We start from the raw sequence: 20054 nt of genomic DNA on the forward strand, positions 1-20054 counted from the left end.
CCCGTCCCTATAGATTGTTGTCATGTCGAGGCGACCCGATCGAGCAAGCCGTGCGAACGACATTGACGGTAATGCCAAGGCAGGCGCCTGCACCACTCAGTTGAAGTGCAGCTCCACCCGTCGGTTGCGCGCGCGGCCCTCCTCGGTTTCGTTGTCGGTCACCGGCTCGCTTTCCCCGCGGCCCTGGCTGGTGACCTTGCCCATCTCCAGGCCCTGACCAATCAGGTACTCGGCGACGCTGCTGGCGCGGCGTTCGGAAAGTGCCTGGTTGTAGCTGTCGGAGCCCACACTGTCGGTATGCCCGATCACACGGACCTTGGCCACCGTCGGTGAATTGAGTTTCGCCACCAGGCCTTGCAGGCGTTGCTGGGCCGCCGGCGTCAGTTCGGCGGAGTCGAAGGCGAACATCACCGCGCCGTTGTCATCGAGGGTGATCACCTCTGGCGAGGGTTCGGGAGCACTGGCAGGTGGCGCTACCGGGTACTGTCTGAGTGGGCAACCCATGTGGTCGACCGCCGTGTTGGCTGGGGTCTCGGGGCAGTGATCACGTCGATCGAAAATGCCGTCACCGTCTTCGTCACCGTCCTGGGCATAACAAATCAGCCCCCCGGCGATGGCGCCCAGGGCACCACCACCGGCAGCCCAGGAAGAACTCTCGATGGCGCCAAGGCCACCACCGACCAAGCCGCCCAGCAGGCTGCAGATGGGCCAGGTCCTTTGATTGAGGGGCGCACTGCCATCGCTGTGCGTAGCGCAGCCCGAGAGCAGGCTGGCAGCCACCAACAGCGGCAATGCCGCCTTCGACGTCACACTCATGCTGAATGCTCCTGTGTCATTGGCCACAAACGGCCGGGCGGCATGAAGATGCGCCCGTGCCACTGCTCAAGGCACGAGCGCACGCCGTCTTACCGCTGGATCTTGATCTCGGTACGACGGTTCATGGCACGCCCTTCGGCTGTGGCATTGTCTGCCACCGGCTGGGTCTCACCCGCGCCGACCACCGAAACGAAGCTGCTGCGCGCTACACCGCTGTCGACCAGATAATCGGTCACCGAATGGGCACGTCGCTCGGACAGCTTCTGGTTGTAGCTGTCGGAACCGACGCTGTCGGTATGGCCGCTGACGCTAAGGCGGGCAGATGGCGCTTCCTGCTTCAGACGCGAGGCAATGGTATTGAGGCGCTCTTTGTCACTGGCAGTCAGGCGCGCAGAATCGAACTCGAAGTGCACATCACGGATGACAATGACTTCTTCCTTCTGCACCACCACTTCTTCGACCACCGCGACCGGCTCAGGCGGGCATCCGTTGGCATCGACCTGCACACCACGCGGGGTGCCAGGGCATTTGTCACGGCTGTCGGGCACGCCGTCGCCATCCTCGTCGCCATCGCCGTGGGCCCAGCAATAGCCCGCCGCCAGGCCACCGCCCAACAACGCACCCCAGCCAGCCCAGCTGGAACTTTCGATGGCGCCCAAGGCGGCGCCGCCTACACCCCCGACGGCGGCACATTTCGGCCAGTCGGTTTTTTGCAAACCTGCACAACCAGTCAACACACTGGTGAGCAGTACCAGGGGTATCGCTGTGCGTACTATGCTCATTTCATTGCTTCTCCTAGGGGGAATCGGCATAAGACCGATCTCTGGGAGTAAAGACCGCTCATCCCAACCCTGCCAGCAATAAGCTACGTCACGGCCACATGCCTCTTTGCCCACACGCCGCAGCCCGCTAGTCTTGGACGACTAGAACGAGGAATGGCAATGACCGAAGGTTTTTCCAAACGCACCCCGCAACAGGCCCTGGCAGCCCTGCTCGAGCGCTTCACTCCGCAACGCCTGCTGCTGGTAGGTACGCGCTTTCCGGCGCTGGACGCCTTCGCCCAGGCGCACCCCCAGGTGACCATCGACATCGCCGCCCCTGGCCCGCTGCCGGCCGAACTGGCCGCCCAGCGCTTTGACCTGGCGGTACTGGTGGACTGCCTGGAGCACTTGCCCAAGCGCACCGGCCTGGAGCTGCTCGGCGGCATTCGCAACCTCAACGCCAGCCGGGTTGCAGTGCTGGCCGACCTGGCCGCCTGCGGCTGGCAGGACACCGACTTCTTCGCCCTGGCCTTGTCGGCCAGCGAGAAATTCCGCCGTGACCAACAGGTTTTGAGCCTGTTCACCTATGATCTACATGACTATAAGCAGGTACCGGACTGGCTCAACGCCAGGTTCTGGGCCAACCCTGAAAACTTCGGCAAGTACTGGTGGTGATGATGAGTGTCTCGGTCTGCCCTTGTGGCAGTGGCAACCTGCTTGACGCCTGCTGCGGGCATTACCATGCCGGTACCCCGGCACCGGATGCCCAGGCCCTGATGCGCTCACGCTACAGTGCGTACGTGCTGGGCCTGGTCGACTACCTGGTAGCCACCACCCTACCGGTTCAGCAAGCCGACCTGGACCGTGCTGCCATCGCCGACTGGAGTGCACAGAGCACCTGGCTGGGCCTGGAGGTGGAAAGCGCAGAAGTGCTGGGCGGCCAGCCGGAACACGGCTTCGTCACCTTTACCGCGCGTTGGCACGACCAAGAGGGCGATCATCAGCACCGTGAACGCTCGGCCTTCGTCCAGCATGCCGGTCGTTGGTACTTCATCGACCCAACGGTCGGGCTGAAGGCCGGGCGCAACGACCCCTGTCCCTGCGCCAGCGGGCACAAATTCAAGAAATGCTGCGCCAGCTACGTAGGGAACTGAACATGATCAAGCGCACCCGTCTGCTACTGCTCGGTGCGCTGCTGGCATGGCTGACGGGTTGTGCCAGCTGGGGCGAGGACTGGCGCGAGCCCGAAGTGCATCTGGTCGATGTCGAAACAGTCAAGGCCAGGTTGCTGGAACAGGAGTTCGTGTTGCACCTGCGGGTCGACAACCCCAATGACAGCCGCCTGTTCATTCGCAACGTGTCGTATGCAATACGCCTCAATGACCTGCTACTGGTGCAGGATCAAGCCAGCGTATGGCGCAGCGTGGGCGGGCATGCACGGCGCACGTTCAAGATCACCGCACGAACCAACCTGTGGCAGCACCTGAAGCCACTGGCCAAACTGCTGAAAAGCAAGCAGCCGCTGCATTACACCCTGCAGGGCGAACTGGCGACCGGGTTGCTCATCCATCGGGACCTGCACATATCACGCAGTGGTGAGATAATCTCCGGCGATCACATACCGGAGTAACCCTGCAATGTCCCAACAGCCTCACGTTCATGGCCCTGACTGCAACCATGACCATGATCACCACCACGATCACGGCCATGTACACGGCCCGCACTGCAACCACGGCCATCAGGAGCCGGTACGCAACGCCCTGAAGGACGTTGGCCGTAACGACCCGTGCCCGTGCGGTAGCGAGAAAAAGTACAAGAAGTGCCACGGCGCCTGATCGACTGACTCGATAAAAAACTGAGAGATTGCGCGAACACTGTGGGGAGCGGGCGCGCCCGCGAACACGGGCGAAGCCCGTGCCATCCACAGCGTCACCTGCTTCGCGGGCTTGCCCGCTCCCACAGGTACCGTGCCAGCCTCTGAATCATGAGCCTGGCACAGGTAGGCTACGCGGCCTTTCGCCGGTTAGCCCCCAGCAGGTCCTGGTACCAGAGGCCGGCATCATAGGCGATGGTCACCAGGGTGGTCTCGACATACTGCGGGTGCTGGGCCATGCGCTGGGCAACCGCCAGGCAGGCAGCGGCTGTATTACCGACGAAAATGCCACTCTGCATGTAGAACCAGCGCTGTGCGGCCAGCATTTCTGCATGGTGCACCTGGGCCCGCTCGTCCACCAGCGACCAGTCCATGAACGGCGGGCAAACGCCCACGGCCATGCCTTCAAAACGATGATCGGCGAACACGCCGGCCCTCGAGTCACAGCCATTGGGATCGACCAGCACCGTCGACACCTCGAAGCCATGGTCCTTCAGCCCCAGGGTGATACCCGTGAAACTGGCGCCAGTACCCGCACAGCCCACGAACAGGATCTGCCTCCCCGCCCCGGCGTTGGTCAGTTGCATGGCCAGTTCGCTGGCGGTCTGATAGCGGTGGGCCTCGATGCCTACCGGGTTGTTGAACTGGTCGGTGTAGAAGTATGACTTGCCCAGCGCGGCCTGGTTATCCAGGTGATGCATCACCACGTCCTTGGGTGTGGCACCGGCCATCAGCATTTCCTTGCCGATCAGTCGGGCACCGAAACACTCCAGCAGATCCCGCTTGGTCTGGCTGAAACTCAGCCCGACCGCCAGCTCTACGGCGACCTGGTATTTGTGGCAAGCCGCCAGCAAGCCAAAGCCGAAACTGCCACCGGTCTTTTCGATGACGGTCGTCACCCCGGGAATGATGTCACCCTTGCGCACGGCATGTTCGACGATCTGCCGCGCCGCCCGGTATTTGTGGCTACCGCCCGGGTTGTTCATTTCCAGTTTGGTGTAGATGCGTTCGCTGACACTGATGAGCTCGCTCATTTGCGGCTACCTTCCATTGAAGTATGCAGACCGGCCTTGTTCTGCAGCAAGCCGGCAGTGGCAACCAGCAACCCCATGCAGAGGACCATGCAGATGGCATTGGTACCGTCCCAGCCAACCGAGCTCAGCAACAGCGAAGGGCTGAATGCGCCGAGGGTGGCAAAAACGGCAATGGCCAGGTCGTTCTTGCCCTGCATCTGCATCGCGGCCGGGCTGTTCTGCAGTGACTGGGCCAGCAACGCACCTCCGCCTACATAAGTGAGGTTCCAGCCCAGTCCAAGGGCAATCAGTGCCAGGGTCATCATGGCGTAGCTGTGCGACCAGATATTCATCGCCGAGCAACCGATCAACAGGGCCAGGCCCGCGCAAATGGTGGTCTTGATACCCAGTCGCTGGATGATGGCGCCGGTGAAGAACGACGGGGCAAACATGGCGATCACATGCCACTGGATCGCCAGTCGGACGTCAGTGAAGTCCTCGTGCATGTGTTTCATGTGCATCGAAGCCTGGATCATCAGCAGGTTCATGATCCCGTAGCCCAGCGCAGCGACAGCCATTGCCACAACCACGCTCGGGCCTGCCGGCTCGGCGCGGGTGCTTGCCGGCTGTGTTGCGCTGTTGATCGCGCTGGCCGTACCCGCATCATTGGGCAGGCACAGGGCAATCAACAACGACAGCAGCGCCAGGCCGACAAACGCGGCATAACACAACGAAAACAGTGGGAAGCCACCAACATCACGCAGCCACTCGGTAAGCGTTGGCCCGACGACAGCCGCGATGACCCCGCCAGCCACGACCAGCGAAAGCGCCTTGGGCTTCAAGGCCTGGGAAAGATTGTCGGTTGCCGCGAACCGGTTGAAGTTGGCGAACGCGATGTACACACCCAATGCTGAGTGGCTGAGGACCAGCGTTGGAAAATGCTGGTGCTCCACCGCCAGAAAGCCGCTTACGCCAGACAGCGCCAGGGGAATCGCGCCCAGCATGAACGCCTTTTTACGGCCGATGCGGCTCATCAGCCTGGAGACCGGATAGGTTGCCAACATCAGGCAAAGAAACTGGAACCCGTACGGCACCGTGGACCATGCGGCGTCAGGCGCCAACGAGGCCCCGACAATGGCGGCCATCGTCACCGACATCACGGCAGTCGTCAGGTTGATCGACTGTGCGGTGAAATACAGGTACGTGCGCCGCGGTAACGTGCTGTTCATAATGCGTGCTCGTGATAAGGGGACAGGTCGATTTCGGCGTCGGGGAACACGCAGATCAGCCGTTCCTTGCCTTTACCCAGGCGTTTGCGCTTGACGCCAAGGCGCCCGATGCGCCGAGGCGAATCGAGGTGCGTGCCACCGCACGGGATTTCGATCCCGTTGTAGGTCCACAAACGCGCGTCCTCCAGGCCTTGAACCGCGTAGTGCTCGATGGGCGCATCGCAGCCGATCAGTTCATTCGCCCGTCGTTCGATTTCAAGTACGTCTTCAGCCGTGAACGCGTCCTCGACCAGGAAGTCGAAACGTGCCGTGTCTTCTTTGATATGGCAGCCGATCGTCCATTGCTTCAGCTCTTCACGCAGCCCGATGGCGGCGGCATACAGGAAGTGGCTGGCACTGTGAGACAACGTCAGCCGTTCGCGCCGTTCAATATCGATAGTGACGCGGGCTGGCATGCCTACGGTGACTTCATCAAGCAAGTGCAAATCATCAGGGTGCAAGCTGTGAATAATGATGCCGCCCAGTTTTCCGCCTTTGAAACCCTCCAGGCGAATAGGGCTACCGTAGAGTTTTTTAACCCAGATGAATCGCACGGTACCCACCGGTAATTCAATCGTGCCGAAGTCCGCTTCCTGGCCGCCACCTTCCGGGTAGGCCACTGTGCTCAACAACTCGATGCCGTCACTGTGCACGCGTGCTACTTGAGTGTTCGCGCCCGCCAGGTACTGGTCTTTGTAATACAGTTTCTCGGTATTTCGTAAAACTTCATAGTTAAGAGAGTTCATGATTCCAATACCACCTGCAATGATGTTTTAACCTGTACCCGGGCAGCGGCCGGGACGTCTTTGGTAACAATGCAGCCCGGTCCGATAAACGCGCCGTCACCCACATGAATTGCGCCCAGCACACTGGCGAAAGCGCCGATCTGTACCCGGTTACCCAACGTCGGATGCCTGGGGTTCGAGGGGTTGTCACTGATACCGCGGGCGCCCAGGGTCACCCCGCCCAGCACGTAGCAATCGTCACCAATGGTCGACGTTTCACCAATGACGGTGCCCATGCCATGATCGATGATGAAGCGCGCACCGATGCGGCTGCGGAAATGAATCTCCGCCCCCGACAGCATTTTTCCGCGCCGGGAAATCATGGCGGCCAGGCATTGGCCGCCGGCGCCGTAGGTAGCGGCGCTATTGTTGTAGATCCAATGGGCAAGCCGATAATGCAAAACCGCAGAATAAGAGGTGTAGGTTTTTGCAATGAATACCAGGTCGCGGCCGGCAGCCGGATCTTTCATGGCAAATGCCTGCAAATCGGCATGTGCCTGTTCAGTCACACTTTCAATGACCGATGTTTCTTTCAGTGCTTCGAACTCGACGATTGAACAACACTCCAATAACGCCGAGGTCACAAGATTCTTTACAACTTTGAATGACTCCAGTTCGTCAGGGACAGGAAGCCTGGCAATGACGGCTGATTGCATGTCCATAGGGTGCATGGGCTTGATATCCAGTTATCGGGTCTGCACAAACGCTATAAGTGCCGCCTTTGTTGGCAGCCGAAAGTTTCGACACGGGGATAGTGGCATGTGCTGGCCATTTGCAAACGAACAGTCGACAAGCATTTCCGTTAACTGTTAGGCTTTTTTTTCTAACGGTTTCGGACCTGCCATGACCCCCTGCAGCCTTCATCACCTGTTGAAACAACGCCTGGATGCAGGCGAGTGGTTGCCAGGGCAACGCATGCCCTCCATCCGCAAGCTGACGGCTGCAGTCGACTTCAGTTACCACGACGTCGTATCGGCCTATGCCCAGTTGGTCAGCGAAGGTGTGTTGACGGCATCACCCGGCCGTGGCTACTTCGTGGCAAACCGCGCCCGGCAAACCAGCGTGATCCACGAACCCGAGTGCATGGCCGGCGATCCGCTGTTCCGGCTGCTGCAGGGCGGCCAGCACTTCACCAAACTGGGCAGCGGCTGGCTGCCCCCTGCATGGCGCGACACCGAGTTGCTGGCCAAGGCAATTCGGCGCACGGCGCGGTTGGAGCAGAGCTCGCTGGCAGAGTACGGCGACATCCAGGGCTACCTGCCCATGCGCAAACAGCTGTGCGTGCACATGAAACGGCTGACCCGTGTCGAAGCCCGCCCCAACCAGTTGCTGACCACACTGGGTGCCACGCAAGGCCTGGACCTGGTGGCACGGTTGCTGATCAAACCAGGCGACCACGTTTTCGTCGACGAACCGGGTAACGGCAACCTGATCAAGCTGATCCAGCTGGCGGGCGGGCACGTCGTCGGTATTCGGCGGACCCAGGACGGGCCGGACGTGGAAGAAATGAGAAGCCACCTGGCCAGGCACAAGGTCAAGGCGTTTTTCTGCAACAGCACCTTCCACAACCCGACCGGCAGCAACATCAGCCCGCACAACGCCTTCAGCGTCCTGCGCCTGGCGGTGGAGCACGAGTTCTTCGTGGTCGAGGATGATGTGTATGGGGACTTCAGCCCCGCCGTGCGCCAGACCTTTGCCGAGCTGGACAACCTTGACCGGGTTATCTACATCGGCAGCTTCTCCAAGTGCCTGTCGGCATCGCTGCGCGTGGGGTTCATTGCCTGCTCGCAAGACCTGATCGAGCCGCTCACACGCCTTAAACTGCTGACCTGCGTTGCTGTCCCGGCGTTTTGCGAACGCTTCGTCAACACCATATTGTCGGATGGCACCTATGCCCGGCACATGAAGGACGTGCAGCAGCGCCTGATTCGCCAGCAAGTGCAAACCCAACGCTTGCTGCTCGAGCGCGGCTGGCAGTTCGACATTGCACCACAAGGGGGGATGTTCCTCTGGGTCTACCACCCGGACCTGCCCGACCTGCAACCTTTCATGCGTAAACTGGAGCAGCACAAGATCCTGCTGATGCCCGGCTCTGCATTCGCGGTGAGCCGTGACTATCAACGCTACACGCGTATCAATTGCACGCATTTTTCCGACGCCTTGGCTGAGCACTTCGACGTTTGACCCGCGCAATCAAATAAACCGACCTGGGACCTTGCACGGCGCCTGCGCGCTTACTACCTTAGCGCCTTTCCAAACCAGCCTCGCCTTGCAGGAGCCCTTGCCATGGCCGCCCCCGCCTTTCCTCCCTTCCGCTTGCGGTTCGCAACCGCTGCCACCCTGCTCGGCATGCTCGGGCTGGCCGGCTGCCAGATGGGCGGCTACCAGGATAGCGTGCCACCGACCAGCGGCGTGCAGCCGCTCAAGGGCCTGGCGCAGAACGTTTCGGTACGGCGCAATGCCATGGGCGCGCCGCTGATCGAAAGCAGCAGCTTCCATGATGCGCTGTTCAGCCTGGGCTATGTGCACGCCAGCGACCGCATCGAACAGATGGTCGCCATGCGCCTGCTCGCCCAGGGCCGTCTGGCCGAACTGGCCGGCAGCGAAGCGCTGGACATCGACCGCCTCATGCGCGCCGCCAACCTCAAGCAGAGTGCCGCCCAGCAATACGCCGACGCATCGCCACGGCTCAAGCGCTTCTTCGAAGTGTACGCGCGCGGGGTCAACGCCTACCTGTTCCGCTACCGCGACAAGCTGCCAGCAGGCCTGGCCAGCAGTGGCTATCGCCCCGAATACTGGAAGCCTGAAGACTCGGCGCTGATCTTCTGCCTGTACGCGTTCAGCCAGTCGGTCAACCTGCACGAGGAACTCAGCGCCCTGACCCTGGCGCAGAAAGTGGGTAGCGACAAGCTGGCCTGGTTGCTGCCCGGGGCCCCGGACGAGCCGTTGGCCGAAATGGAAGTGGACAAGCTCAGGGGCCTGAACCTCGCCAGCCAGTTGCCGGGGTTGCCCGCCCTGACAGCCGCCAGCCAGAAGCTCGCCGACCTCGACCTGCTCGGTAGCCCGGGGTCGGCCAACCTGGCCCTGGGCCCGCAGCGCAGCCGCAGCGGCAAGAGCCTGCTGGCCAGCGACAGCCGCGCCGGCTGGGCCTTGAGCCCGGTACAAATCAATACCAGCAAGTACCAGGTGGCCGGCCTGTCCTTGCCCGGCCTGCCGATCGTGCTGGCCGGCTACAATGGCAAGCTGGCCTGGAGCAGCAGCGCAGTGATGGCCGACAATCAGGACGTGTTCCTTGAGCAGTTGCGCCGCCAAGGCAATCAGTTGAGCTACCTGGCCGACGGTAAATGGCTGCCGGCCCGCACCCGTATCGAAACCTTCTTTATCCGTGGGCAACGACCACTGCGCGAAGTGATGTACGACACCCGCCACGGCACCCTGCTGGCCCAGCCAGAAAACGCTAGCCTGGGCCTGGCGCTGAACCTGCCACAGTTCAAAGGTGATCGCAGCCTGGATGCGCTGTTCGACCTGACGCGGGCCAAGAACCTGGAGCGGGCCTTCGACAGCACCCGGGAAGTGACCGCTGCTGCCGTCAACTTCGTTTTCGCCGAGCCTGAGCACATCGGCTGGCAAGTCAGTGGCCGCTACCCCAATCGCCGCGAAGGCCAGGGCTTGCTGCCCTCGCCGGGCTGGGACGGGCGTTACGATTGGGACGGCTATGCCGACCCGATGCTGCACCCATACGACCAGGACCCACCCGCGGGCTGGATCGGCCACGCCAACCAGCGCAGCCTGCCGCGCGGCTATGGCATGCAGCTGTCCAGCACCTGGTATTACCCCGAACGTGCCGAACGCCTGGCACAGCTGGCCGGCAACGGCCGCCACGACAGTCGCAGCCTGATGGCCCTGCAGAACGACCAGGTGACCTTGCTGGCCAACAAGCTCAAGCAGATGTTCGACGCCCCCGGCATGGCCCAGCCTCTGAAGCAGGCGATCGACGCCCTCCCCGCTGTGCAGCGCGACAAGGCCCGCGACACACTGGCCCGGATCAAGGCTTTCGATGGCCGCCTGAGCCCGGTGTCGGCAGATGCCGCGCTGTACGCGTTGTTCTTGCAGGAGGTCGCTCGACAGACCTTCCTCGATGACCTTGGCCCGGCGTCCAGCCCGGCCTGGCAGGCGTTCGTCAGCAATGCACGTTTGTCGTTCTCGGCGCAGGCCGATCACCTGCTGGGCCGCGATGACAGCCCTTTCTGGGATGACCGCACCACGCCGCAAAAAGAAGACAAACCCACCATCCTCGCCCGCAGCCTGGCAGGCGCAATGGAGGCCGGTATCGCGCAACTGGGGGCCGACCGACGCACCTGGCAGTGGGGCAAGCTGCACCAGTACCGCTGGCCGGCACCGGCCTACCATGGCCTGGGTGATGCGATCAGCCGTGCGCCGCTTGCCGCAGGCGGCGACTTCACTACCCTGGCCCTCACACCATTCGCCTGGGGCAGCGACTTCGACACTCGCCTGCCAGCCTCGGCACGGATGATCGTCGACTTCGGCCAGGCCGAACCCTTGCAGATACTGACCAGTAACGGCCAGTCCGGCAACCCGGCCAGCGCGCATTACCGCGACGGGCTGGATGCCTGGTTCAAAGGGCGATTCATGAGCCTGCCGCTGCAACAGCAGAACTTCGCCAGGGCGTATGGCAACCAGCGGCTTACGTTGGTGCCGGGGCGGTAAAGGCGTGCTTGAGGGAAGCACGAGGGGGCCTGGTGAACGTATTCAGCAGCTCCCTCCCACATCCATCCGAACTAACGCCTTGCACCACGTATCCTAACGGGTAACCCCAGAACCAGTGCCCGTGCCATGGACCTTGTCATCGCCCGCCCCGAAGGGCTGTACTGCCCGCCCGGAGATTTCTATATCGACCCCTGGCGGCCCGTGGACCGGGCTGTCATTACCCACGGCCACGGCGACCACGCACGCACCGGCAATGGCCATTACCTGACCGCCAGCCCCGGTGCCGGCATTCTGCGCAGCCGCCTGGGCCAGGCCATCAATTTGCAGACCCTGCCCTACGGTGAGCGCCTGCTGCACCACGGTGTGACGTTGAGCCTGCACCCGGCCGGGCACGTGCTGGGTTCGGCGCAGGTGCGCATGGAGTACCGAGGTGAAGTCTGGGTTGCATCCGGTGACTACAAGGTAGAACCCGATGGCACCTGTACGCCCTTCGAACCAGTGGCGTGCCACACCTTCATCACCGAGTCGACCTTCGGCCTGCCGATCTACCGCTGGCCAAGCCAAAGCGAGACCTTCGCCGACATCAATGCCTGGTGGCGGGCCAACAGCGAACAGGGCAAAGCCAGCGTGCTGTTCTGCTATGCCTTCGGGAAGGCCCAGCGGATTCTGCATGGGCTGGATGCCAGCATCGGCCCGATCCTCGTGCATGGCGCCATGGAGTCGCTCAACCGGGTGTACCGGGATGCCGGTATCCGCCTGCCGGAAACCCGCTACGCAGGCGACATCCCGCGCAACGATCCACTGCTGCGCCAGGCACTGATCCTGGCGCCCCCATCAGCCAGCGGCAGCAGCTGGCTGCGCCGTTTTGGCGATTACAGTGATGCCTTGGCCAGCGGCTGGATGCTGCTACGCGGCGCCCGCCGACGGCGCGGCGTGGACCGGGGCTTTGTGCTATCCGACCACGCCGACTGGCCCGGCCTGCTCTGGGCCATTGGCCAGACCGGTGCCAAACGGGTAATGGTCACCCACGGCTCGGTCGACGTACTGGTGCGCTACCTCACCGAACAAGGCCTGGATGCCCGCGCCTTCGTCACCGAGTATGGCGACGAAGACGATGCGCCGAACACGGCCACTTCGCCATGAAAGCCTTCGCTACGCTGTTCCTGCGTCTGGACGCGACCACCTCCAGCAACGCCAAGCTCGAGGCACTGCGCGGCTACTTCGACATGGCGCCCGCCGAAGATGCTGCCTGGGCGGTGTATTTCCTGGCCGGCGGGCGCCCACGCCAACTGGTGCCCACCCGCCTTCTACGCGAACTGGCAACAGCGCTGGCAGGCCTGCCGGACTGGCTATTCGAAGAAAGTTATCAGGCCGTGGGCGACCTGGCCGAGACCATTTCGCTGCTGCTGCCGCTGCACGTCGATGGCAACGAGGAGGGCCTGGCCACCTGGGTGGAACAGCATTTGCTGCCCCTGCGCGGGCTGCCGCCTGAGCAAGTCCGGCAGCGCCTACCGCCACTCTGGGCCCGGTTGGACCGCGCCAGCCTGATGCTATGCCTGAAGCTGATCACTGGCAGCTTTCGCGTGGGCGTGTCAAAGCTGCTGGTCACCCGCGCCCTGGCACAATTGGCCGGGCTGGACGCCAAACGCGTGGCCCAGCGCCTGGTCGGCTACACCGATATAGGCCATCGCCCGACTGCAGCCAGTTACCAGAGGCTGATCGCCCCAGAGTCCGCCGATGAACACAACCAGCGTGGCGGCCAGCCCTACCCATTCTTCCTGGCCCATCCCCTGCAAGTGTCCAGCGATCAATTCGACACCCTGCTCGGGCCACCAAGCGATTGGCAAATCGAGTGGAAGTGGGACGGCATTCGGGCGCAGGTGGTAAAGCGCGATGGCCAGCTGTGGGTGTGGTCACGCGGCGAAGAACTGGTTACCGAGCGTTTCCCCGAACTGCATGGTCTGGCACAGACGTTGCCCGATGGCGTGGTGCTCGACGGCGAGATTCTGGTCTGGAAACCCGGTGAAAACGAGACTGAACTGGCCGTGCAGCCATTTGCCTTGCTACAACAGCGCATCGGTCGCAAAACGCTGGGTAAAAAACTGCTGAACGATGCGCCAGTGGTGCTGCAGGCCTACGACCTGCTGGAGTGGCAGGGCGATGACTGGCGCAGCCGACCGCAACACGAACGTCGAAGCCAGCTGGAACGCCTGGTGGATGAACACCCACTTGCCCCCGTGCTGTTGTCGCCTCTGCTGCAAGGCCCGGACTGGCCCGACCTTGCCCGCCAGCGCGAACAGTCGCGCAGCCTGGGTGTGGAGGGGCTGATGCTGAAGCAGCGCAAGGCCCTGTACGGCGTGGGGCGCACCAAGGACATGGGCATTTGGTGGAAGTGGAAGATCGACCCGTTCAGCGTCGATGCGGTGCTGATCTATGCCCAACGCGGCCACGGCCGCAGGGCCAGCCTGTACAGCGACTACACCTTTGCCGTATGGGATGCACCGGCAGGTACCCCTGATCGGGCGCTGGTGCCCTTTGCCAAGGCCTATTCAGGGCTCAGTGACGAAGAAATGCGCAAGGTGGACGCCATCATCCGCAAGACCACGGTGGAAACGTTCGGCCCGGTGCGCAGTGTGACGCCAACGCTAGTGTTCGAGCTGGGCTTCGAAGGCATCGCACTGTCCCGGCGTCACAAAAGCGGTATCGCCGTGCGCTTTCCGCGCATGCTGCGCTGGCGGCTGGACAAGCCGGTGGAGGAGGCAGATGACCTGGCCACCTTGCAGGCGCTACTGGCCTGAAAAAGTTTGCGTTGCCCGATTGCTGCAGGATGAGGCGCATTCGCTGAAACTATGCTTCTATTTTTGAGCCGACCCGTGTCGCAGACCGTTTTCGCCACGCAGCCAGGACCAACATGCATCACTCAACCCACGACCTGCTCTCCCCCGTTCCGGGCATCACCCGCCAACTGCACAGCTTCCACTTCGGCCCCCGCAGTGGTGGCAAAGTCTATATACAGGCCTCGCTACATGCCGACGAGTTGCCGGGCATGCTGGTAGCCTGGCACCTCAAGCGCCGCCTGGTCGAGCTGGAACAGCAAGGCCGACTGCAGCGCGAGATCATTCTGGTGCCGGTTGCCAACCCGGTGGGCCTGGAGCAAGTGCTGCTGGATGCGCCATTGGGGCGTTTTGAACTGCAAAGTGGCGAGAACTTCAATCGCCACTTCGTCGACCTGTCGGACAGCATCGGCGACCAGATCGAAGAACACCTCACCCAGGACCCGCAGCACAACCTTGCACTGATCCGCGAATACCTGCGCCGCGGCCTGGATGCACACCCGGCCCGTACCCCCCTGCAGGCCCAGCGCCTGATACTGCAGCGCCTGGCCTGCGATGCCGACATGGTGCTGGACCTGCACTGCGACTTCGAAGCGGTCGAGCACCTGTACACCACACCCGATGCATGGCCCCAGATCGAACCCTTGGCCCGTTACCTGGGCGCCCAGGCCAGCCTGCTGGCAACCGACTCGGGCGGGCAGTCGTTCGATGAGTGTTTCAGCCTGGTCTGGTGGCAATTGCAGCAGCGCTTCGGCAAACGCTTCCCGATTCCGTTAGGCTGCTGCTCGGTAACCGTCGAGCTGCGCGGCCAGGCGGATGTCAGCCATGATCTGGCCAGCAAGGACTGCCAGGCGATCCTCGACTTCCTGACCCACGCCGGTGTCATCGAAGGCACCAGGGCCGCCCTGCCCGCACTGTTACGCCACGCCACGCCGTTGGCCGCGGTGGAACCCGTGGCAACGCCACTGGGTGGGTTGCTGGTTTACCATGCCAAACCGGGCCAGCACCTGGAGGCCGGCCAACTGATTGCCGAAGTCATCGACCCACTCAGTGACCGAGTCACCGCCCTGCGCAACAGCCAGCCGGGCCTGCTGTATGCGCGTAGCGTACGGCGCATGGCCACCGCTGGCATGGTCATCGCCCATGTGGCCGGCGAACAGGTATGCCGCAGCGGCTACCTGTTGGCCAATTGATCCGGGTAAAACCATTGCAGCCGGCCAGTGGTCTGTAGAAGCACAGCCGTCGAAGGACCACCTGCCTCATGCCTGCTGCTACTGACCTCGCAAACACCTGGTTTGCCATGCGCGGCTGGAAGCCCTTCGCTTTCCAACGGCGCGTATGGGCTGCCGTCGCACGGGGCGAGTCCGGTTTGCTGCATGCCAGTACCGGTGCCGGCAAGACCTACTCGGTATGGCTCGCTGCGCTACGTGCGTTCAAGCCCAGGCCGCAGGGCCGCCAGCCGGCCCCCATACAGGTGGTGTGGGTGACGCCCATGCGTGCCTTGGCCGCCGATACCGCACGCGCGTTGCAAGCGCCGCTTGAAGAGCTCGAGCTGCCCTGGAACGTTGGGGTGCGCAGCGGCGACACCAACAGTGCCGAACGCGCCCGACAGGCCCGGCGGCTACCCAGTGTGTTGATCACCACCCCCGAAAGCCTGACCCTGCTGCTGACCCGGGCACAGGCACGTGAGGATTTCGCCACGCTGCAAATGGTGGTGGTGGATGAATGGCACGAGCTGCTTGGCAACAAGCGCGGGGTACAGCTGCAGCTGGCCTTGGCGCGCCTGCGCCATTGGCACCCAGCCCTACCGACCTGGGGCTTGTCGGCAACGCTCGGCAACCTGCAACACGCACTGGATGTCTTGCTGCCCCAAGGTGGCCTGCTGGTGCAAGGCCGGCAAGACAAAGCGCTGCAGGTCGACACCCTGCTGCCAGCAGCGATCGAGCGCTTCCCTTGGGCTGGGCACATGGGCCTGAAGATGCTTGACCAGGTCAGCCATGAGATCGATGCCAGTGCCAGTAGCCTGGTGTTCACCAATACCCGTGCCCAGGCCGAAATCTGGTACCAGGCCCTGCTTGAGGCCCGCCCGGACTGGGCCGGGCTGATCGCCCTGCACCACGCCTCGCTGGCCCGTGATACCCGCGACTGGGTCGAGCGCAGCCTCAAGCAAGGCAGCCTGAAGGCAGTGATCTGCACCTCCAGCCTGGACCTGGGCGTGGACTTTCTGCCTGTGGAACGGGTGCTGCAAATTGGCTCGGCCAAGGGTATTGCCCGCCTGATGCAGCGGGCGGGTCGCTCAGGACATGCGCCAGGGCGGCGCTCGAGGGTCACCCTGGTGCCTACCCATAGCCTGGAACTGGTGGAAGCGGCTGCGGCTCGGCAGGCACTGATAGCCGGCCACATCGAAGCCCGCTTTTCACCGTGCCTGTGCATGGATGTGCTGGTACAGCATCTGGTCAGCATGGCCTTGGGCAGTGGCTTTCGCCCGGAGCAACTGCTCGCCGAAGTGCGCAGCACCTGGGCCTTTCGCGAGTTGCGCGACAACCAATGGCAATGGGCGCTGGACTTCGTCTGCCAAGGCGGCAGCTCACTGACCGCCTACCCGGACTACCAGCGCGTCGAGCGCCAGGCCGACGGTGTTTACCGGGTTACCAGCGAACGCCTGGCGCGGCGCCACCGCATGGGCATCGGCACCATCGTCAGCGATGCCAACCTGCAACTGAAATACTGGAGCAAGGGCGGCGGCGGGAAAACGCTGGGCAGTATTGAAGAAGCGTTCATCGCCCGCCTGCGCCCCGGCGATACGCTGGTGTTCGCCGGGCGGGTACTGGAGCTGGTGCGGGTGGAAAACATGACGGCCTATGTGCGTCGCAGCACCGCGCGCAAGGCCGCTGTAGCGCGCTGGAACGGCGGGCGCATGCCACTCTCGAGCGAACTGGCCGACGCGCTGGTCGAGCAGCTCGATGCTGCCGCCCATGAACGCTTTGACGGGCCAGAAATGCGCGCAGTACGCCCGCTGCTTGCGCTTCAGGCGCAGTGGTCAGCCTTACCCACCACAGGCACACTGCTGGCCGAGACCTTCAAATCCCGCCAGGGCTGGCACCTGTTCCTGTATCCCTTTGCCGGGCGTATGGCCAACCTGGGCTTGGCCAATCTGATTGCCTGGCGGGTCAGCCGCGCACAACCACTGTCGGTGTCGATTGCCGTCAACGACTACGGATTCGAACTCCTCAGCCCGGCCAAGGTGGACTGGGCCAGTCACCTGCCGCAAGCGCTCGGCACCGGGCACCTGCTGGAAGATGTGCTGGCCAGCCTGAATGCCGGGGAAATGGCACTGCGGCGCTTTCGGGAAATTGCCCAGATTGCCGGGCTGGTGTTTGGCGGCTATCCCGCCGCGCAGAAGAGCACGCGGCAAATCCAGGCCTCCAGCGGGCTGTTCTATGAGGTGTTTCGCAAACACGATGCGGGGAATCTGCTGCTTGGACAGGCGCGGGATGAGGTATTGAGCGAAGAGCTGGAAATCGAACGGCTGCGTCGGCAATTGCTGAAAATGAGCGCGCTGCAACTGGACCTGCGGGCGTTGAAGCGGCCAGGGCCACTGGCGTTTGCCTTGCTGGTGGAAGGCATGCGCGAGACATTGAGCACCGAGAAGCTGGCAGACCGCATTGCGCGGATGGTGGCGGACCTGGAGCAAGCGGCGGACGCGGAATGAATTACCAACCCATCGAACACTGTGGTCAGGTGCTCTGGCTGCTCGCCGACAAAGCCATCTACTGGCCCGCCCGCCGCGCCCTGCTGGTGGCCGACGTGCACATCGGAAAGGCCGCCAGCTACCGCGCCCTGCATCAACCGGTGCCACGCGGAACGACTGAGGCGACACTCGCCCGTCTCGATAGACTGCTGGCCGAGCACGACTGTGAGCAACTGATCATCCTGGGCGATTTTCTTCACGCCCGCACGGCCCGAGCACCGGCAACACTGGCCAAGCTGGATGATTGGCGGAAGCGACAGAGAAAGCTGAAAATTGCCCTCATACGCGGCAATCATGATAGCAACGCCGGCGATCCACCAGCTTCGCTCGATATTCAGATCGTGGACGAGCCTTGGGTTCTGGAGCCCTTTGCCCTGCAGCACGAACCGCAGCCCCACCGCACCCACCCGGTGCTCGCGGGCCATGTACACCCGGTGTTCGTCCTGCGCGGTAAGGCCCGTCAGCGCCTGCGCCTGCCTTGCTTCGTGATCGATGAGCAGGTCAGCCTGCTACCTGCGTTCGGTGAGTTCACTGGAGGGTGGGAAATCACCCCAGCCAGCGCCAGCCGGGTGTACCTGGCGGGCGCTGACCGCATCTGGCCGCTATAGCGACGCTCAGGCGACTGGCGCGGGAGGCGGCTCGTCCGGCAAGGTCGGCTCACCCGGCTCCATGGGTGGCGTCTCACCGGGTTCCGGCGGTTGCGGAGTATCGGGGTCAGGTTGATGGGGCACGCCCCCCGCCTGCATGGGCAGCGGGTGCGCCAGCAGTGACCAGGGCAACAACCCTACGTGATTGGGCTGCAGGCCTGCCAGCTTGGCACTGATTGCGGGATGGAGTTTCATAGGCTGCTCCTGACGAAAGCCGATGCACATCATGCACACCGGCGTTACTTCGTTGGAGTGCCAAAGGCGCGGGTAATTCCCCGCGCTTGTCGGCTCAGGTGCGCGGCAGGGTGACGCCACGCTGGCCCTGGTATTTGCCGCCACGGTCCTTGTACGACACTTCGCACTCTTCATCGGACTGCAAGAACAGCATCTGCGCCACGCCCTCGTTGGCGTAGATCTTCGCCGGCAGCGTGGTGGTGTTGGAGAACTCCAACGTCACGTGGCCTTCCCACTCGGGCTCGAGTGGCGTGACGTTGACGATGATGCCGCAACGGGCGTAGGTGCTCTTGCCCAGGCAAATGGTCAGGACATCACGCGGAATGCGGAAATATTCGACAGTGCGCGCCAGGGCGAAAGAGTTTGGCGGGATGATGCACACGTCACTCTTGATATCGACGAAGCTGCCGGCATCGAAGTTTTTCGGGTCGACGGTGGCCGAGTTGATGTTGGTGAACACCTTGAATTCGTTGGCGCAGCGCACGTCGTAGCCATAACTGGAGACGCCGAAGGAGATCACACGGCTGTCCTGCTCGCCGCGCATCTGGCGCTCGACGAAGGGCTCGATCATGCCGTGTTCCTGCGCCATGCGGCGAATCCACTTGTCCGATTTGATGCTCATGGCGGGGTGTCCTGAAGAGTTGCGTGGTGAAAATCGTGATGCGCATATTACCGGTCCCGGCGCCCAGGTTAAAGTTCCATCCCAAATCCCGCGCCGGGTGGGGGCTGCAGCCGCCGCCGATCCGAATTTGCCTAAAGCGCCTTCTGACCATTGGCAGGTTGCGGAAAGTGGGGTAAGGTGTTGCCACTGTGCTGCACGTGACACCGAGAATCTCTAGTTTGATGCACGATCCTGATCGGCCCATCGCTGAATTTTCTGCTCTCTTTGCGCTCAGTCCCGGGCAGGGTTTTTCCTGACCGTTATCAAATTGTCCAAGGAGACAGAAAAATGTCCAACCGTCAATCCGGTGTTGTTAAGTGGTTCAACGATGAGAAAGGCTACGGCTTCATCACCCCTCAGTCGGGCGACGACCTGTTCGTGCACTTCAAAGCCATCCAAGCTGACGGCTTCAAAACCCTGAAAGAAGGCCAGGCTGTTACTTTCGTCGCTACCCGCGGCCAGAAAGGCATGCAGGCTGAAGAAGTTCAGATCGCCTAAGTCGATCTAGCTTCCTAGCTTTCAAAAAAACCCGCCTTCTGGCGGGTTTTTTTATGCCTGTGCAAAAGCCATGCATGCAAGTGTGGGATCGGCCTTGTGTCGCGAAAGGGCCGCAAAGCGGCCCCAGCAATACTTGATTGCATCACGGATCTTGGGGGCGCTTCGCACCCCTTTCGCGACACAAG

General features: G+C 62.6%; 20 protein-coding genes. 12 read left to right on the top strand and 8 right to left on the bottom strand.

Features of this window, described 5'->3' with window-relative positions:
• Positions 1–96 precede the first annotated feature (96 nt).
• Together ACF8GF_RS23305 and ACF8GF_RS23310 are read right to left on the bottom strand one after the other, a co-directional pair.
• Positions 97–816, bottom strand: a complete 720-nt coding sequence (locus ACF8GF_RS23305) for an OmpA family protein (RefSeq protein ID WP_176685324.1) — start codon at positions 814–816, stop codon at positions 97–99.
• A gap of 89 nt (positions 817–905) precedes the next feature.
• Positions 906–1598, bottom strand: a complete 693-nt coding sequence (locus tag ACF8GF_RS23310; RefSeq protein WP_392488527.1) for an OmpA family protein — start codon at positions 1596–1598, stop codon at positions 906–908.
• Between the two features lie 159 nt (positions 1599–1757).
• Here ACF8GF_RS23310 and ACF8GF_RS23315 point away from each other — a divergent pair, with 159 nt between their 5' ends.
• Genes ACF8GF_RS23315 through ACF8GF_RS23330 form a run of 4 tightly spaced genes read left to right on the top strand, consistent with a single transcriptional unit; the run spans position 1758 to position 3412 of the window.
• Positions 1758–2252, top strand: a complete 495-nt coding sequence (locus tag ACF8GF_RS23315; protein ID WP_176685326.1) for a DUF6231 family protein — start codon at positions 1758–1760, stop codon at positions 2250–2252.
• 2 nt (positions 2253–2254) lie between these two features.
• Entirely contained in the window at positions 2255–2731 is a 477-nt protein-coding gene (locus ACF8GF_RS23320) for a YchJ family protein (RefSeq protein WP_392460658.1), read from the top strand.
• A 2-nt stretch (positions 2732–2733) separates the two neighbouring features.
• Positions 2734–3207 (top strand): LEA type 2 family protein, encoded by a 474-nt coding sequence (locus ACF8GF_RS23325; RefSeq protein ID WP_392488528.1) that lies wholly within the window; start codon positions 2734–2736, stop codon positions 3205–3207.
• Positions 3208–3214: 7 nt separating this feature from the next.
• A complete protein-coding gene (locus tag ACF8GF_RS23330) occupies positions 3215–3412 on the top strand; it encodes an SEC-C metal-binding domain-containing protein (RefSeq protein ID WP_003254900.1) in 198 nt (65 codons plus the stop codon).
• 169 nt (positions 3413–3581) lie between these two features.
• On the opposite strand, the gene ACF8GF_RS23335 is transcribed toward ACF8GF_RS23330, so the two are convergent.
• From ACF8GF_RS23335 to ACF8GF_RS23350, 4 genes are read right to left on the bottom strand one after another with little or no spacing between them, the layout of a single operon-like run.
• Positions 3582–4484: a pyridoxal-phosphate dependent enzyme gene (locus tag ACF8GF_RS23335; RefSeq protein WP_392488529.1), complete on the bottom strand. Its 903-nt coding sequence runs from the start codon at positions 4482–4484 to the stop codon at positions 3582–3584.
• Complete coding sequence (locus tag ACF8GF_RS23340) at positions 4481–5692, bottom strand: MFS transporter (RefSeq protein ID WP_176685335.1); 1212 nt, start codon at positions 5690–5692, stop codon at positions 4481–4483. Before ACF8GF_RS23340 ends, ACF8GF_RS23335 begins: the two co-directional genes overlap by 4 nt.
• Entirely contained in the window at positions 5689–6477 is a 789-nt protein-coding gene (locus ACF8GF_RS23345) for an alanyl-tRNA editing protein (protein WP_392488530.1), read from the bottom strand. The genes ACF8GF_RS23340 and ACF8GF_RS23345 overlap by 4 nt, the downstream gene beginning before the upstream one ends.
• Positions 6474–7187 (bottom strand): serine O-acetyltransferase, encoded by a 714-nt coding sequence (locus tag ACF8GF_RS23350; protein WP_176685337.1) that lies wholly within the window; start codon positions 7185–7187, stop codon positions 6474–6476. The genes ACF8GF_RS23345 and ACF8GF_RS23350 overlap by 4 nt, the downstream gene beginning before the upstream one ends.
• 172 nt (positions 7188–7359) lie before the next feature.
• Here ACF8GF_RS23350 and ACF8GF_RS23355 point away from each other — a divergent pair, with 172 nt between their 5' ends.
• The 7 genes from ACF8GF_RS23355 (at position 7360) to pdeM (ending at position 18437) form a co-directional block, all read left to right on the top strand.
• Positions 7360–8700: a PLP-dependent aminotransferase family protein gene (locus ACF8GF_RS23355; RefSeq protein ID WP_176685338.1), complete on the top strand. Its 1341-nt coding sequence runs from the start codon at positions 7360–7362 to the stop codon at positions 8698–8700.
• 102 nt (positions 8701–8802) lie between these two features.
• Positions 8803–11244: a penicillin acylase family protein gene (locus tag ACF8GF_RS23360; RefSeq protein ID WP_176685339.1), complete on the top strand. Its 2442-nt coding sequence runs from the start codon at positions 8803–8805 to the stop codon at positions 11242–11244.
• Positions 11245–11370: 126 nt separating this feature from the next.
• On the top strand, positions 11371–12387 hold the full coding sequence (locus ACF8GF_RS23365; RefSeq protein WP_392460660.1) for a ligase-associated DNA damage response exonuclease: 1017 nt from the start codon (positions 11371–11373) through the stop codon (positions 12385–12387).
• Positions 12384–14042 carry an ATP-dependent DNA ligase gene (locus ACF8GF_RS23370; RefSeq protein ID WP_176685341.1) on the top strand — a complete coding sequence of 553 codons (1659 nt, stop codon included), beginning with the start codon at positions 12384–12386 and terminating at the stop codon, positions 14040–14042. The genes ACF8GF_RS23365 and ACF8GF_RS23370 overlap by 4 nt, the downstream gene beginning before the upstream one ends.
• Positions 14043–14155: 113 nt before the next feature.
• The gene (locus ACF8GF_RS23375) at positions 14156–15271 is read left to right on the top strand and encodes a succinylglutamate desuccinylase/aspartoacylase family protein (protein WP_176685342.1); all 1116 of its coding nucleotides are present in this window, start codon (positions 14156–14158) and stop codon (positions 15269–15271) included.
• Between the two features lie 68 nt (positions 15272–15339).
• Positions 15340–17790 carry a ligase-associated DNA damage response DEXH box helicase gene (locus ACF8GF_RS23380; RefSeq protein ID WP_392488531.1) on the top strand — a complete coding sequence of 817 codons (2451 nt, stop codon included), beginning with the start codon at positions 15340–15342 and terminating at the stop codon, positions 17788–17790.
• Positions 17787–18437 carry a ligase-associated DNA damage response endonuclease PdeM gene (gene pdeM, locus ACF8GF_RS23385; protein WP_392488532.1) on the top strand — a complete coding sequence of 217 codons (651 nt, stop codon included), beginning with the start codon at positions 17787–17789 and terminating at the stop codon, positions 18435–18437. Before ACF8GF_RS23380 ends, pdeM begins: the two co-directional genes overlap by 4 nt.
• Positions 18438–18443: 6 nt before the next feature.
• Here the strand turns inward: pdeM and ACF8GF_RS23390 are convergent, their stop codons facing one another.
• Both ACF8GF_RS23390 and dcd read right to left on the bottom strand, forming a co-directional pair.
• Complete coding sequence (locus ACF8GF_RS23390) at positions 18444–18671, bottom strand: hypothetical protein (protein WP_003254918.1); 228 nt, start codon at positions 18669–18671, stop codon at positions 18444–18446.
• Between the two features lie 94 nt (positions 18672–18765).
• Complete coding sequence (gene dcd / locus ACF8GF_RS23395) at positions 18766–19332, bottom strand: dCTP deaminase (protein WP_176685345.1); 567 nt, start codon at positions 19330–19332, stop codon at positions 18766–18768.
• Between the two features lie 327 nt (positions 19333–19659).
• Here dcd and ACF8GF_RS23400 point away from each other — a divergent pair, with 327 nt between their 5' ends.
• Positions 19660–19869, top strand: a complete 210-nt coding sequence (locus ACF8GF_RS23400) for a cold-shock protein (RefSeq protein ID WP_003254922.1) — start codon at positions 19660–19662, stop codon at positions 19867–19869.
• Positions 19870–20054: the final 185 nt, after the last annotated feature.

The sequence above is a fragment of the Pseudomonas sp. yb_5 genome, assembly GCF_043103865.1.
Taxonomy (GTDB): domain Bacteria; phylum Pseudomonadota; class Gammaproteobacteria; order Pseudomonadales; family Pseudomonadaceae; genus Aquipseudomonas; species Aquipseudomonas putida_Y.

Bases quoted from the DNA above. Each gene is read 5' to 3' on its own strand.
- ACF8GF_RS23375 (WP_176685342.1), top strand. From the start codon at position 14,156: ATGCATCACTCAACCCACGACCTGCTCTCCCCCGTTCCGGGCATCACC.
- ACF8GF_RS23320 (WP_392460658.1), top strand. From the start codon at position 2,255: ATGAGTGTCTCGGTCTGCCCTTGTGGCAGTGGCAACCTGCTTGACGCC.
- ACF8GF_RS23370 (WP_176685341.1), top strand. From the start codon at position 12,384: ATGAAAGCCTTCGCTACGCTGTTCCTGCGTCTGGACGCGACCACCTCC.
- dcd (WP_176685345.1), bottom strand. From the start codon at position 19,332: ATGAGCATCAAATCGGACAAGTGGATTCGCCGCATGGCGCAGGAACAC.
- ACF8GF_RS23330 (WP_003254900.1), top strand. From the start codon at position 3,215: ATGTCCCAACAGCCTCACGTTCATGGCCCTGACTGCAACCATGACCAT.
- ACF8GF_RS23380 (WP_392488531.1), top strand. From the start codon at position 15,340: ATGCCTGCTGCTACTGACCTCGCAAACACCTGGTTTGCCATGCGCGGC.
- ACF8GF_RS23325 (WP_392488528.1), top strand. From the start codon at position 2,734: ATGATCAAGCGCACCCGTCTGCTACTGCTCGGTGCGCTGCTGGCATGG.
- ACF8GF_RS23310 (WP_392488527.1), bottom strand. From the start codon at position 1,598: ATGAGCATAGTACGCACAGCGATACCCCTGGTACTGCTCACCAGTGTG.
- ACF8GF_RS23400 (WP_003254922.1), top strand. From the start codon at position 19,660: ATGTCCAACCGTCAATCCGGTGTTGTTAAGTGGTTCAACGATGAGAAA.
- ACF8GF_RS23335 (WP_392488529.1), bottom strand. From the start codon at position 4,484: ATGAGCGAGCTCATCAGTGTCAGCGAACGCATCTACACCAAACTGGAA.
- ACF8GF_RS23315 (WP_176685326.1), top strand. From the start codon at position 1,758: ATGACCGAAGGTTTTTCCAAACGCACCCCGCAACAGGCCCTGGCAGCC.
- ACF8GF_RS23340 (WP_176685335.1), bottom strand. From the start codon at position 5,692: ATGAACAGCACGTTACCGCGGCGCACGTACCTGTATTTCACCGCACAG.
- ACF8GF_RS23305 (WP_176685324.1), bottom strand. From the start codon at position 816: ATGAGTGTGACGTCGAAGGCGGCATTGCCGCTGTTGGTGGCTGCCAGC.
- ACF8GF_RS23355 (WP_176685338.1), top strand. From the start codon at position 7,360: ATGACCCCCTGCAGCCTTCATCACCTGTTGAAACAACGCCTGGATGCA.
- ACF8GF_RS23350 (WP_176685337.1), bottom strand. From the start codon at position 7,187: ATGCACCCTATGGACATGCAATCAGCCGTCATTGCCAGGCTTCCTGTC.
- ACF8GF_RS23360 (WP_176685339.1), top strand. From the start codon at position 8,803: ATGGCCGCCCCCGCCTTTCCTCCCTTCCGCTTGCGGTTCGCAACCGCT.
- pdeM (WP_392488532.1), top strand. From the start codon at position 17,787: ATGAATTACCAACCCATCGAACACTGTGGTCAGGTGCTCTGGCTGCTC.
- ACF8GF_RS23390 (WP_003254918.1), bottom strand. From the start codon at position 18,671: ATGAAACTCCATCCCGCAATCAGTGCCAAGCTGGCAGGCCTGCAGCCC.
- ACF8GF_RS23345 (WP_392488530.1), bottom strand. From the start codon at position 6,477: ATGAACTCTCTTAACTATGAAGTTTTACGAAATACCGAGAAACTGTAT.
- ACF8GF_RS23365 (WP_392460660.1), top strand. From the start codon at position 11,371: ATGGACCTTGTCATCGCCCGCCCCGAAGGGCTGTACTGCCCGCCCGGA.